Source organism: Streptomyces sp. NPDC051064 (assembly GCF_044455985.1).
Lineage (GTDB): Bacteria > Actinomycetota > Actinomycetes > Streptomycetales > Streptomycetaceae > Streptomyces.
Genome location: NZ_JBITFK010000002.1, coordinates 112857 through 126217, shown reverse-complemented (window position 1 = coordinate 126217; position 13361 = coordinate 112857). Strand labels below are relative to the sequence as shown.

The 13361-nt window shown below is 72.5% G+C and carries 12 protein-coding genes; 6 read left to right on the top strand and 6 right to left on the bottom strand.

Features of this window, described 5'->3' with window-relative positions; genetic code table 11:
* Positions 1-56 precede the first annotated feature (56 nt).
* Entirely contained in the window at positions 57-431 is a 375-nt protein-coding gene (locus ACIBCU_RS07320) for an STAS domain-containing protein (protein WP_362942492.1), read from the bottom strand.
* A gap of 289 nt (positions 432-720) precedes the next feature.
* Here ACIBCU_RS07320 and ACIBCU_RS07315 point away from each other — a divergent pair, with 289 nt between their 5' ends.
* Both ACIBCU_RS07315 and ACIBCU_RS07310 read left to right on the top strand, forming a co-directional pair.
* The gene (locus ACIBCU_RS07315) at positions 721-1302 is read left to right on the top strand and encodes an RNA polymerase sigma factor (protein WP_399229918.1); all 582 of its coding nucleotides are present in this window, start codon (positions 721-723) and stop codon (positions 1300-1302) included.
* A complete protein-coding gene (locus ACIBCU_RS07310; RefSeq protein WP_399229916.1) occupies positions 1299-2600 on the top strand; it encodes a maleylpyruvate isomerase N-terminal domain-containing protein in 1302 nt (433 codons plus the stop codon). The genes ACIBCU_RS07315 and ACIBCU_RS07310 overlap by 4 nt, the downstream gene beginning before the upstream one ends.
* 4 nt (positions 2601-2604) lie before the next feature.
* Here the strand turns inward: ACIBCU_RS07310 and purU are convergent, their stop codons facing one another.
* Both purU and ACIBCU_RS07300 read right to left on the bottom strand, forming a co-directional pair.
* Positions 2605-3504, bottom strand: coding sequence for a formyltetrahydrofolate deformylase (gene purU / locus ACIBCU_RS07305; protein WP_104788091.1), 900 nt, complete (start codon positions 3502-3504; stop codon positions 2605-2607).
* Between the two features lie 28 nt (positions 3505-3532).
* Entirely contained in the window at positions 3533-3979 is a 447-nt protein-coding gene (locus ACIBCU_RS07300) for a hypothetical protein (protein WP_104788089.1), read from the bottom strand.
* A 174-nt stretch (positions 3980-4153) separates the two neighbouring features.
* Between ACIBCU_RS07300 and ACIBCU_RS07295 the strand changes: the two genes are divergently transcribed.
* Positions 4154-5422, top strand: coding sequence for an ABC transporter substrate-binding protein (locus ACIBCU_RS07295; protein ID WP_399229914.1), 1269 nt, complete (start codon positions 4154-4156; stop codon positions 5420-5422).
* 73 nt (positions 5423-5495) lie between these two features.
* On the opposite strand, the gene ACIBCU_RS07290 is transcribed toward ACIBCU_RS07295, so the two are convergent.
* Positions 5496-6992 carry a hypothetical protein gene (locus tag ACIBCU_RS07290; RefSeq protein WP_399229912.1) on the bottom strand — a complete coding sequence of 499 codons (1497 nt, stop codon included), beginning with the start codon at positions 6990-6992 and terminating at the stop codon, positions 5496-5498.
* A gap of 159 nt (positions 6993-7151) precedes the next feature.
* Positions 7152-8534 (bottom strand): transcriptional regulator, encoded by a 1383-nt coding sequence (locus tag ACIBCU_RS07285; protein WP_362939535.1) that lies wholly within the window; start codon positions 8532-8534, stop codon positions 7152-7154.
* Between the two features lie 256 nt (positions 8535-8790).
* On the opposite strand from ACIBCU_RS07285, the gene ACIBCU_RS07280 reads away from it, so the two are divergent.
* From ACIBCU_RS07280 to ACIBCU_RS07270, 3 genes are read left to right on the top strand one after another with little or no spacing between them, the layout of a single operon-like run.
* On the top strand, positions 8791-9468 hold the full coding sequence (locus ACIBCU_RS07280) for a bifunctional DNA primase/polymerase (protein WP_362939537.1): 678 nt from the start codon (positions 8791-8793) through the stop codon (positions 9466-9468).
* A 38-nt stretch (positions 9469-9506) separates the two neighbouring features.
* Positions 9507-10331: an ABC transporter ATP-binding protein gene (locus tag ACIBCU_RS07275; protein ID WP_399229909.1), complete on the top strand. Its 825-nt coding sequence runs from the start codon at positions 9507-9509 to the stop codon at positions 10329-10331.
* Complete coding sequence (locus ACIBCU_RS07270; protein WP_399229907.1) at positions 10328-11971, top strand: transporter; 1644 nt, start codon at positions 10328-10330, stop codon at positions 11969-11971. Before ACIBCU_RS07275 ends, ACIBCU_RS07270 begins: the two co-directional genes overlap by 4 nt.
* Positions 11972-12001: 30 nt before the next feature.
* Here the strand turns inward: ACIBCU_RS07270 and ACIBCU_RS07265 are convergent, their stop codons facing one another.
* The gene (locus ACIBCU_RS07265; RefSeq protein ID WP_362939630.1) at positions 12002-12895 is read right to left on the bottom strand and encodes an alpha/beta hydrolase; all 894 of its coding nucleotides are present in this window, start codon (positions 12893-12895) and stop codon (positions 12002-12004) included.
* Positions 12896-13361 lie beyond the last annotated feature (466 nt).

Below are 13361 nucleotides of genomic sequence, written 5' to 3'. Positions count from 1 at the left end.
GTCACGTGTCACCGATGGTCGGCAGGGGTGTGACAATTTCGCGCCGGTCCGGCGTTTCAGGCGGTGAGCGGCTGGGACTCGTCGTCCGTGGCCGCGTCCGAGTCGGGGTAGACGTCGAAGAGCCGGCGGACCCCGAGGGCGCCGAGCACCTTGTTGACGTGCGAGCCGTCGACCGCGCCGCGGGCCGGGAGGATGAGGCGCAGCCGGCCGCCGCAGGACTTCATGAGGCGGCGGGAGGCGATCAGGACGCCGACACCGCTGGAGTCGCAGAAGAGGACGCCGGAGAGGTCGAGGACCACGTCGTGCCGGCCCGCGGCCACCGCCCCGTGGACGGACTGACGCACGACGGGTGAGCTCACGAGGTCGAGTTCGCCGTGGATCCGCAGCACCGTCCACGCGTCCTGCTCGGTCTCGTACACCTTCAGCGTCACGCGACTCGGCCTCTCGTCCGGGGCTCCGGAGGATCCGGAAGTTTCCGTTCCTCCTCGCGGCTGCCCGCGTACCCGCCCCGTGAAACACCCTTCCGCCCACCGGCCTGGCACAGGATTCATCCAGAAAATGATCGCTTCAGGATCGTTTACCCGGTCAGGTAAAGGCAAGGGGCAAAGCATTCCCTATCATTCGGCGCCACTTGAGGGACGTACTTGCCGCAAAGGTACGTGCCCGGACCAGGCCGCCGACTACATTCGACATGACGAGAGGCACAGGGCTGGGGGCTGGATGGCGAAGGACGCACCACCGCGCTGGGACCGCCGGATGCAGCAGCGGCTGGCGCGTGGCGAGGCGGCCGCCCTCGGTGAGCTCTACGACCGGTTCGCCGCCCTCGTGCACAACCAGGCCCACCGCATGCTGGACGACGAGGACGCCGCGGACCAGGTGACGCGCGAGGTCTTCGGCTACGTCTGGGAGAACCCCGACGCGTACGACCCCAAGCACGGCTCCATGCGCTCCTGGGTGGCACGGCTCACACACCGCCGGTCCGTGCAGCGGATCCGCAGCACGCACGGCGAGGCCGACGGGCCCGACGCGGACGCGCGGGCCGAGGAGCTGGAACACCGGGTGCTCAAGGCCACAGCGGCGGCCCGGGCCGACTACATCGTCGCCTCCATGCCCGCGCCGCTGCGCGCCGCCCTGGAGCTCGCCTACGTCCAGCGCCGGGACTACCGGCAGGCCGCCGCCGACCTCGGTGTCACCGGGGACGAGGCCAGGCGCCGGCTGCGGCTCGGCCTCCAGCTGCTCGCCACCGCTAACACCCGGCCGCCGGCCGGCTCGGCGCCTCCCGGCTACGGGCCGACGCCGTGAACGGCGGCCACGGCGGCAGCGGCCGCGACGGGGAGCAGCCGGTCGAGCGCCGCATACCGGGGCCGAGGGCTGCCGCGGACGACCGGGAGAGGCTGCCGCCGGTCCCGCCCGACGGCTCGGAGCCGCCCGAACCACCGGCACCTCCCGATCCTCCGGAACCGCCCGGCCCTCCGGATCCTCCGGAACCACCCGCACCGCCGCTGCCCCACCAGGTGCTCAAGTCCCTCCTCGGCGCCTGGGCCCTGGCCGCCTGCTCCGCAGAGGAGACGGCGGCCGTAGAGGAGCACCTCACCTCGTGCGCGCCCTGCGCCGACGAGGCGCTGCGGCTGCGCGACGCGGTGGGACTGTTGCACAGCGACGGCACCCTGGACCTGGATCCGATGCTCCGGTCCCGGGTCCTGGAGGGCTGTCTGGGCCGCCGCCCCGCGCGCATCCCCGTGCCGGCGTGGGCCACGCCGTACGACGCGGAGACCGCACGGCTCGACGCGCTGCTGCGGGACATCGGCGACTCGGAGTGGCACGCTCCGGTGCGGCTGAAGTGGTTCGAGGACGACCGGCAGGTGAACCGCAAGACGACGGTCGCCGGGGTGATCGGCCATCTCATGGCGGTCGACGGTCTGGTCTCCAAGGCCCTCGGCCTTGACGACCCGCTCGGGAAGGGCGACCGCCCCCTGCCGCCGACCGCGCGCACCGAGGCGTACTGGTCGGCCGCGCAGCGGCCTCCCACCCGGGCCGTGCGGGAGCCCTGGCGTGACCAGGGTCACTCCCTCGTCCGTACGGTGTCGTTCGCCGGCCGCGGCGTCTCGGAGCTCTCCGTCCCGTACGGCGGCTTCGCCCTCCCGCTGCAGGACTCGCTCCTGGAGCGGGCCTTCGAGTGCTGGGTGCACGGCGGTGACATCGCGGACGCGGTGGACTACCCCTACGAGCCGCCCGCCGCCGCCCACCTCCACCGGATGATCGACCTGGCCGCCCGGCTGCTGCCCGCCACTCTGGCCGAGCGCCGCCGCGCGGGGCTGGCCGCACCGGCCCGCCACCTGGTCACCGCGGGCTCCCCCGGTCGCTCCCTCCACCTGGAGGTCGAGGGCCGCGGTGGCGGCGACTGGTACATCGCCCTGGACTCACCGGCCGCCCTCGGCTCCCCCGCCCACACGGTCGCGCAGGTCGCGCTCGACGGGGTGGAGTTCTGCCGGCTGGTCGCCGGTCATGTGCTGCCGGTGGAAGCCGCGGCGGGCCAGGAGGGCGACCGCGAGGCGATCCGCGACGTCCTGTTCGCCGCGGCCTCCCTCAGTCGGCTCTGAATCCCTACGGGAAGACGACCGTACGGCGGCCGTTGAGCAGGATGCGCCGCTCCGCGTGCCACTGGACGGCGCGGGCCAGCGCCTGGCACTCCACGTCGCGCCCGACGGCGACGAGCTGGTCCGGCGTGACACCGTGCCCCACGCGCTCGACCTCCTGCTCGATGATCGGCCCCTCGTCGAGGTCGGCGGTCACGTAGTGCGCCGTCGCGCCGATCAGCTTCACACCGCGCGCATGGGCCTGGTGGTACGGCTTGGCGCCCTTGAAGCTCGGCAGGAAGGAGTGGTGGATGTTGATGATCCGGCCGCTCAGCTGCTTGCAGAGATCGTCCGAGAGCACCTGCATGTAGCGCGCCAGGACGACGAGTTCGACGTTCTCCCCCCGGACCAGCTCCAGCAGCTGCGCCTCGGCCTCCGGCTTGTTCTCCCTGTTCACGGGGATGTGCCGGAAGGGGACGCCGTACGAGGCGACGAGCTCGGCGAAGTCGGTGTGATTGGAGACGACCGCCACGATCTCGACCGGCAGCGCGCCGGTGCGGGAGCGGAACAGCAGGTCGTTGAGGCAGTGCCCGAACTTGCTGACCATCAGCACGATCCGCATCCGGTCGCTCGCCCGGTGGATCTGCCACTCCATCCGGAAGGAGTCCCCGATCGCGGCGAAGCTGGCGCGCAGCTTGTCCACGGTGACCGTGGCGTCCGCCGAGAAGTGGACGCGCATGAAGAACAGACCGGTGTCGTGGTCGCCGAACTGCTGACTGTCCTCGATGTTGCAGCCGGTCATGAAGAGGTAGCTCGACACGGCGTGCACGATGCCCTGCTTGTCGGGGCAGGAGAGCGTGAGGACGTACTGCTCGGCGACGGTGTCCGAGGCAGCGGGTACGGATTCGGCGGGCTGCGGCGCGGTCATTCCCGTAGGGTGCCACACCCTCCGCAGGTCACGCCGATCTGGTCATGATGCGGAGCACGTCCAGGGACCGCGGCGGGGTGTCGGGGTCCTCGCCGTCGTTGGTGGCGAGCATCACATGGGCCTCGCGGGCGGCCACGACCGCCTCCTGCCAGCCCGGGTGCTCCAGATAGGCGGAGACGGGGGCGTCGGCGCCTATCTGGTGCATGATGCGCAGCACCCGCAGGGCGGCGACGTCCACGAGGGCGGCCTCGGCGGAGTCGCGGAAGATCGTCCCCACGTATTTCTCGGCGGACCAGTTGTCCAGCCAGGTGTCCTCGACCAGGCGGTACACGGCGTCGGTGACGTCGCCGTACCCTTCCCGGCCGGCCAGCCAGCACTCGTGATGGAAGACGGGGTCGGAGAGCATGTGCAGCGCCGAGCGCACGTTGCTGCGCCAGCGCCACCACGGCATGTCATTGAGCGGCATGCCGCCCATGGTGGAGGAGCGACGGCCGCGACGGGAAGTGTTCTCCGAACCTTGCTGCACGGTTGCCGATCGTACGTTCCCTCGCCGGGGCCGTGTGCGGCCCCCCGTAATTCACCTCCAGGTCACCCTGCGTTGACCGGAGCACGCTGTGGCGTTACCCGTGAACCGCAAAAATTCATGCCCATGACCGGATGGCGACGCCTCACCTCCCTCCGCCCCTACAGGCTCCTCACATCGGTGGCGGCAGGGGCACTGCTGATATCCGGCTGCGGTGTACTCCCTGGAGTCTCGGGGGGCTCCAGGGAGCCCGTCACCGTGATGACGTGGGCCCCCGACACCACCGGAGCCGACACCGTGAACATGGCGGGCATGCCGGCCATGGCCAGGACCTACGCCCGCTGGATCAACGAGAAGGGCGGCATCGACGGCCACGAGCTGCGGGTCCTCACCTGCAACGAGCAGGACACCGCGACCGGCGCGTCGAAGTGCGCCCGGCGGGCGGCCGACGAGGACGTGGCGGCGGTCGTCGGCTCGTACAGCAGGTACGGGCGGGCGTTCCTGGCGCCGCTGGAGGCGGCCGGGATCCCGTACATCGGCGGGTACGGTGCCTCCGCCGACGAGTTCACCAGCTATCTCTCCTACCCGGTCAACGGTGGCCAGCCGGCACTCGTCGCGGGCAACGGCGAGCAGCTGGCGGCCAGTTGCGAGCGGGTGTCGCTCGTGCGGCCCGACACCCTGGTCGGCGACACCATGCCCGGGCTCCTCGACACGAGCCTCAGCCGGAGCGACCGCCCCGCCTCCTACGACATCAGCACGGCCGAGGAGGCCACGTCGTACGACTCCGAGGCGGCCAAGGCCCTCGCCCAGGCCGGCGACGGCTGTGTGACCGCGGTGCTCGGCAAGGGCACGGAGACGTTCTTCGACTCCTTCCGCAGGCTCGAACCCGAGGACAGCGACGTGCGGATCTCGTCCGTGCTCGGCAGCGTCGGCCAGGGCCTCATCAACCGGTCGGGCGGCGCGCACAGCCCCTTCGAGGGGGCCCTCGTCACCGGCTGGTACCCGGCGTCCGGGGACGCCCGCTGGAACGAGATGCGCGACGTGATCACGGAGTACGCCTTCGGGGACAACCGGATCGATCCCGAGGACACGGGCGTGCAGACGACCTGGATCGCGTACACCGCGCTCAAGGCGGTCGTCGAGGCGATGGACCGGCCGGACATCACGGCGGGCGGGATCTCCGTCAGCCTCAACCGCGGAACCGAGGTGGACACCGGCGGCCTCACCCCGGTCCTGCGCTGGCGCTTCCAGGACATGGTCGGTACGGCGGCCTACGGGCGCATCGTCAACGGACGGGTGACGTTCCAGGTGGTCCGCGACGGGCGTCTCACCGCCGCGACGAAGGGCTTCGTGGATGTGACGGAGACCCTCGTGAACACCCGGTCCGGCGGCTGACGCAGCTCACCTCGTTCCTGGGCCTCCGCCCCGGCCTCCGACCGCGGTGAGCACCGGGGCGGAGGCCGCCGTGTCAGAGCTGCGTGGGGGCGCGCTCGGTCAGCCCGTACTTCCGCGCGATCTTGTTCCACAGCCCCGAGGCCGTGCGCTTCTGGATGGTGGCGTCGCTGCTCGACGCGGCGGCCCTGGCGGTCGCGTCGGTCGATCCGGCCTTGCCGCCCTTGCAGACCTTCTTGTTGTTCTTGGCCTGGCTCGCCCACGTGGCGTAGTGGTCGTCGGCCTCCGCCGACGCCTGCCAGGCCTTGGTCAGGGAGGTCTTCAGCTGGTCGTGGGAGGGGAGCTGGTCGACGCTCAGCGCCTCGAGCCGGGTCACGAGGTCCCGGCGCTGCGCGGCGGCGCCCTTCAGATCGGTGACCGCCTGGTCGAGGGCCTTGCAGGCCTTGATCTTCTCCACCGCGCCGATCACCGCCGAGCGGCTGTTGTTGCTGTCCGCGAGCAGCTTGTCGAGCTCCACGGCCTGGGGCTGCGCGGGGTCGTCCGCCGCCTTCTCGGACGCCTCGGACGCGGGCGAACTCTGCGAGGCCACCGGCTGCTTGTCGTCCGAGGGGCTCTCGTCGCCCCCGCTCATCAGCGCGCCCGCGCCGAGTCCGATGACGGCACAGCCGACGACGACGGCGGCGATCAGCGGGATGTGCGCGGACCGTCTGCGCGGCGCGTCACCGCCCTGGCCCGGCTCCTCCGGGCCGTTCCCCCCGTGCCCGCCGTGGAAGCCCTGCGGGCCCGCCTGGTAGGGCTGGGCGCCCTGCGGCGGCTGCTGCGCGCCGGCGTGGGGCTGGTACGGCTGCTGGGGGCGCTGCTGCTGGGGCGGCCCGTCGAAGCGGGGCATGTGCTGGGTGGCGCCCGCGGGCTCGTCGCTGCGGAAGAGGCTGTCGAACTCCGCGGGCGGCTGCCGGTCGCCCGGGGTCCCCGGCCGGATCCCGTACGGGGCGCCGCCGGGAACCGGGGGTATGTACTGGGTCGCGTCGGCGTCGGACGGCTGGGCGGGGGCGGCGGACCGGCCGAGGTAACGGGTGGAATCCGCCGGGCGCTCGGGCGGCAGCCCTCCGGGGAGGGGGCCGCCGGGCACGGGCGCGATGTACTGCGTGGCGTCCGCGTCCCCGCCCTGCCCCATGCCCTGCCCGGGCGCGGCGGCCTCGGGCGGCAGGGGCTGGGCGTACGGCTGCTGCTGGTGCTGCTGGTGCTGCTGGTAGGAGTCCTGCTGGTACTGGCCCTGCTGGGGCGCGTACTGCTGAGGCTGCTGGTACTGCCCGTGCTGCGGCTGCTGGTACCCACCCTGCTGCTGGTGCCGCTCCGGCGGCAGCTGCCCCGGTGGCGGGCCGTCCTGGTGCGCGGCCTGCGGCCCCCAGGGCTGGCCCCACGGCTGCCCGCCCGCGGGGACGGCCTGGTCCGGCTGCCCGCCCGCCGGCCCCGCGTTCCAGGAGGCACCGCCCTCCGCGGGCAGCACGACACCTTCGTGGGCGTGCCGTACAGCGGGAAGCTGCGGCTCGTCACCCTGTCCGCTCTGCGTCACCGGGACTCCTACGTGTGAACCTATGGAATCGTCGGCTCACGCTACCGGGTGCCCGGAGCCCGGCGCCAAGCGCCCAAGAGCCTCACGACCCCTTCACACAAGGGGTAACACCTGGGGCCCCCACGGCGCTGTTCATGGTCAACTCGCCGAAGACGCCGGTCAGGCGGCCTGGAGCTCCAGCCTGGCGCCGAACTCGCGTACCGCCGGCTCGTCCGCGTACGGCTCGAACCGCTGCTGGAGGTCATCGAGATATTCGGCACCCCGGCTGGAGCGCACCGTCCCCAGCAGCTCCATCGCCCGCAGCCCCGTGTGACACGCCTGCTCCACGTCACGCTGCTGCACCTGCGCCGAGGCCAGCAGCACCAGGCCGATGCCCCGGCGCCGGGTCCGGGACTCCGGGAGGGCCGCCAGGGCCTCCTTCGCCCGCCGCGCGGCCGGCTCGGCCTGCCCCAGGTCCCGGTGGCAGTGCGCCAGTTCGTCGGCGAGGTAGCCCGCGTCGAAGTGCGTGATCCAGGCCGGGTCGTCGCCCTTCTCCGGGTCGGCCTGCTCCAGGGCGGCCAGCGCCCGGCCCGCCGCGGCCTGGCAGGTGCGGGCATCGCCCATCAGCGCGTGGCCCCGGGCCTCCGCCGCATGGAACATCGCCTCCGCCCGCGGGGTCACGCGTCCCCGCGCGCCCTCCTGCGCGGCCCGCGCCAGCTGGGCGATCTCGCGCGGATTGCCGAGCTGGGCGGCGAGATGGCTCATCGACGCGGCCAGCACATAGCCCCCGTACGCCCGGTCGTCCGCGGCCTGGGCCAGACGCAGCGCCTGGATGTAGTACCGCTGGGCCAGTCCCGGCTGGCCGGTGTCCACGGCCATGTACCCGGCGAGCTCCGTGAGTCTGGCGACCGCGCCGAACAGCTCCCGGCCGACCGATTCGCGGTACGACCCCGAAAGGAGCCCGGACACCACGCTGTTGAGGTAGTGCACCAGGACGGGACGCACATGTCCGCTGCCGAAGCGGTGGTCGAGGTCGACGAGCGCGGCCGTCATCGCACGCACCGCCTCCACGTCCGGCATGCCGACCCGGTCCCCGGAGGCCCGCGCCACCTGCGGGTCGGCGCCCGTGATCAGCCAGTCGCGGCTGGGCTCGACCAGGGCGGAGGCGGCCACCGCCGATCCGGACAGCAGGTCCCGGCGGCCCACGTCGCTGCGCCAGAGCTCGCAGACCTGTTCGACGGCGCCGAGCACGGTGGGCGCGAACTGCAGGCCGACGCCGGACGCCAGACTCTTGCCGTCGGCCATGCCGATCTCGTCGATCGTGACCGTGCGGCCGAGCTTGCGGCCGATCGCCTCGGCGATGATCCCCGGCGCCCTGCCGCGCGGTTGCTGTCCGCGCAGCCAGCGGGCCACGGACGTCTTGTCGTAGCGGAGATCGAGCCCCCGCTCCGCGCCGACCATGTTCACCCGGCGGGCGAGGCCGGCGTTGGAACACGCCGCTTCCTGGATGAGCGTCTGGAGCCGTTCGTTCGGCTGACGGGCGACGAGAGGCCTGGCTGCCATATTTTCCCCCTGGGACCGCAGTGATTCGGTGCAGGAATCAATGCCCGGCACGGCACAAGAAATGCGCATATTCATCTGTATCCGGCACGAGTCGTGGCGAGTTGGCGCAGTCCTGCACCTGATTACCCGCACATCGGTGCCTTTTCTCCCACGCGCCCCCGACCGTGCATCCGTGCGCCCCGTGTGCAGGATCGATCCCTCTCCAAGGGCGCACGCGCGCCCGTAACCCCTGGTGACGGCGGGAGTTGAGCGGGGCGTGGAAGAGCCCATCGGAGTGACGGAAGCCGCCCGGATCCCCCGACAGCGAAGTGAACAGCTGCTCGAGGCCGCGGCCTGGTACGCGCAGGAGCGGCACTGGGACGTGTTCCCGGGCACCTGGCTCGAGGCCGCAGGGGGGACGGAGCGCTGCTCGTGCGGTGACGTCGGCTGCGCCGCTCCCGGAGCCCATCCCACCCGGCCGGACTGGGCGGGCCAGGCGACCGGCAGCGCGGCCGCGGCCCGCCGGATGTGGGCCAGGCAGCCCGGGTCGTCGGTCCTCCTGCCCGCGGGCCGGACCTTCGACGCCCTGGACGTACCGGAGTCCGCCGGCTTCCTGGCCCTCGCCAGGATGGAGCGCATGGGCCTCACGCTCGGCCCGGTGACCCGGACCCCGGACCGCCGGATGCTGTTCTTCGTCCTGCCGGACGCGGCCGCCAAGGCACCCGGGCTCGTACGCCAACTGGGCTGGGACGCCGAGGCGATCGGGCTGACGGGAGCCGGCGAGGGCCATTACGTGGCCGCGCCGCCGACCCGGGTGGCCGGGCGCGGTGCCGTGCAGTGGGCCCGCCGGCCCTCCCGCGCCGATCTCTGGCTGCCCGACGCGGAGGAGCTGATCAGCCCGCTCGCGTACGCCTGCGCGCGGGAGGCGGCCGACGCCCGGACACGTCTTTCGTAGGGTGGTCCCCACACGTGGGGATATCGAAAGGCAGTGCCATGCCGGACCAGTCGGACAGCGCGGGCAGGACGGATACGGCGGGTCTGGCTGCGACGCCACGGCCCGCCGTGCGGGTCGAGGGGCTCTGGAAGCGGTTCGGGGATCAAATCGCGGTCGGCGGGATCGATCTCGAGCTGCCGGCCGGCAAGTTCATCGGCCTGGTGGGCCCGAACGGCGCGGGGAAGACGACCACCCTCTCGATGGTGACCGGACTGCTCAGGCCCGACATGGGCCGGATCGAGGTCGGCGGCCACGACGTGTGGCGCGACCCGGTCGAGGTGAAGGCCCGGATCGGCGTGCTGCCGGAGGGTCTGCGGCTCTTCGAGCGGCTCTCCGGGCGTGAACTCCTCGGCTACACCGGGCGTCTGCGCGGGCTTCCGGGCGCCGAGGTCGACAAGCGGGCGACCCAGCTGCTCGACGTACTGGATCTCGCGGGGGCGCAGCACAAGCTGGTCGTGGACTACTCGACCGGGATGCGGAAGAAGATCGGGCTGGCGTCCGCCCTGCTGCACAACCCCGAAGTGCTGTTCCTCGACGAGCCCTTCGAGGGTGTCGACCCGGTGTCCGCGCAGACCATCCGCGGGGTGCTGGAGCGCTACACCCGCTCCGGCGCCACCGTGGTCTTCTCCAGCCATGTGATGGAGCTCGTCGAGTCCCTCTGCGACTGGGTGGCCGTCATGGCGGCGGGGCGGATCCGCGCCCAGGGCACGCTGACCGAGGTACGCGGCGAGGCGCCCTCCCTCCAGGACGCCTTCCTGGAACTGGTCGGCGCGGGCGCCCGGGACACCGGGGACTCCCTGGACTGGCTGGGCGGTGCCCGATGACGGTGCTGGACGCCCCCGCCGGTTCCGCCGTCACTGCCGTCCCCGGGCGGGGCATCGTCCCCGTCTTCGTACGGCTCAAGCTGACGCTGCTGCGCAACGGACTGCGCCAGTCGTCCGGGCGCCGGGCCGCCTATGTCGCGTCGCTCGTCGTCACACTGCTGTTCGCGGCGGCCCAGGTGATCGGCCTGGTCGCGCTCCGCGGCCACGCCCAGGCGGGCACCCTGGTGGTGCTGCTGACCGCGGTGGTGGCGGTGGGCTGGGCGGTGATGCCGCTGTTCTTCCCGAGCGGCGACGAGACCCTGGACCCGAGCCGGTTGGTGATGCTGCCGCTGCGGCCCCGCCCCCTGATCGGGGCGCTGCTGGTGGCCTCGCTGATCGGCATCGGACCGCTCTTCACGCTCGCCCTGGCCTTCGGCTCGGTGATCGCGGTGGCGCACGGCGCCGCCGCGGTGGTGTTCGGGGTGGTCGCCGTGCCTCTGACGCTGCTGGTCTGTGTGGCGCTGGCGCGCTCCGTCGCCACGGCCAACATCCGGCTGCTGACCTCGCGCAAGGGCCGCGACCTCGCGGTGCTCAGCGGGCTGGTGATCGCGGTGGGCATCCAGTTCGTCAACTTCGGCGCGCAGCGCCTCGGCCGGGCGGGCGGGCTGTCCTCGCTGGAACCGGTCGCGGACGTGGTGCGCTGGCTGCCGCCGGCCTCGGCCCTCGGCGCCGTGGGGTCCGCCTCGGAGGGTTCGTACGGGGCCGCGCTCGGCCAGCTGCTGGTCTCGGTGCTCGCGCTGGGCGGCCTGATGTGGCTGTGGCAGCGGAGCCTGGTGAAGCTGATGACGTCACCGGACGGCTCCACGCTCGCCGCCGCCGAGCCGTCGGCCCGCCGGTCGGGCACCGAGCGCTCCGGGCCCTTCTCGCTGCTGCCCGAGGGGCGCACGGGCACGGTGATGGAGCGCAGCCTGAGGTATGTCGTACGCGACCCGAAGACCAAGGCGTCCTGGGTGACAGCCCTGGCGATCGGCCTGATCGTGCCCGTGCTCAACGCGGTGCAGGGATCCGGGTCGGTCTACTTCGCGTGCTTCGCGGCCGGGATGCTCGGCATGCAGATGTACAACCAGTTCGGGCAGGACACCTCCGCCTTCTGGATGGTGGCGCTGTCGGTCTCCTCGACCCGGGACGCCTATCTCGAACTCCGGGCGCGTGCGCTGGCACTGCTCCTGATCACCCTGCCGTACACGGTCCTGGTGACGGTGGTGACCGCGGCGGTGCTCGGGGACTGGACGGCGCTGCCGGGGGTCATGGGGCTCTCGTTCGCCCTGCTGGGCGCGATGCTGGCGACGGGGGCCCTGGCTTCGGCGCTGTTCCCCTACTCGATCCCTCAGGACGGGGCGTTCAAGAACGTCGTGCCGGGACAGGCCGGGCTCGCCTGGATCTCCATCTTCGGCGGCATGGTCGCGGCCGCGGTGCTCAGCGGGCCGGTGATCGGGCTGACGATCTGGCTGCACGTGGCGGGCCATCAGGACCAGCTGTGGCTGCTGCTGCCGGTGGGAGCGGTCTACGGCGGGCTCATCGGATGGCTGGGCGTGCGGCTTGCGGCGCCGCGCACGGCGGACCGGCTCCCGGAGATCCTGGCCGCGGTCAGCAAGGGCTGAGGGACCGGCTGACGGGGCGGGGCGCCCGGGTCAGGGGCTGACGGCCTCCCGATCGTCCCGGAAGCCGTCGGAGAGGCGCTCCAGGAAGGGCTCCACGGCCCGGCGCCAGCCCTCCGGCCGGTCGTAGTGGACGAGGTGGCCGGCGTCCTCCACCTCGGCGTACTGCCCGCGCGGCAGGACGCGGACCATCTCCTGGGCCTCGGCCCTGCCCAGCTCCCCGTCGATCCCTCGCAGGACCAGGGTGGGGCAGCGCACCTGCGCCAACTCCTCCCAGTGGGCGTCGTAGACCCAGGTGGCCCGGGACGTCAGCATCTGCTCCCGGGAGAAGACGGGCCGCCAGCCGTCGGCGCTCTCGGCCATCACCTCGGCGAAGAACTCACCACGGGAGGGGTTGGGCCGCTCCACCCAGGGGTCGTCCTCGCCGAACCACTTCCGTACGTCGGCGAGCGTCGCGAAGGGGAGCGGCCAGGTGTTGAACCAGTCCGCCCATTCGCGCTGCGAGGCCGCCCCGAGCGCGGAGGCCCGCATGTCGCAGATGATCAGCGCCTTGACGAGATCGGGGCGCTTCGCGGCGAGCTGCCAGGCCGTGAGCGCGCCCATCGAGTGCCCGATCAGGGTGACCGGGCCGAGGTCGAGCTGTTCGATCGCGGCCTCGGCGTCCGCGACGTAGGCGTCGCGGGTGTACGGGCCGTCGGCCGGCTTCTCGCTGCGTCCGTGACCGCGCTGGTCGAGGCCGACCGGCCGGTGGCGCTCGGAGAGCCAGCGGGCGGTGGAGGCCCAGTGCGTGGCCCGGCCCATCAGCCCGTGGAGCATTAAGATCCCGGGGGCGTGCGCGGCCTCCGCGCGCCCTTTGGGCGGATCGGCGAACTCCCAGGCCGCGAGGCGTACGCCGTCCGATCCGGTCACATCGATGCGCCGCACCATAGGTTCTGGCACCCCCTTCTGGTCCTCGTTCACCGTGGGCTCATGCATGCAGACTATCGAACCTTTATTCGAAAACTCGCTTGCGGCCCGCAACATCCCACGTTTGAGTGACAGCGGTTCAGGATTGACGACGTCTCCCCAGGGGAGACCTTCTCCGGGAAGCGGACCACTCGGGGAAAGGGGTCCGCGGGGACTGACCTCGAGAGCTCGGGGCTCCAGGTCAGCGCAGGGGAGGACAGGCCCCGGCGCCTTCGGGCGCCGGGGCCGTCCCCTGTTCCGGAACGCACGGCTCCGCACTCACGGCGGACCGCTGGGATCGCCCGGCCGGCCGTCGGGGCGGCGCGGAGGCCCACCGGGGCGATTCGAACGCCCCGCACGGCCACGGACGCGCCGGGGGCCATGACGCCGGAAGGCGTGACACCGGGATACGTGGCACCGGAAGGCACGGCACCGGGATACGTGGCGC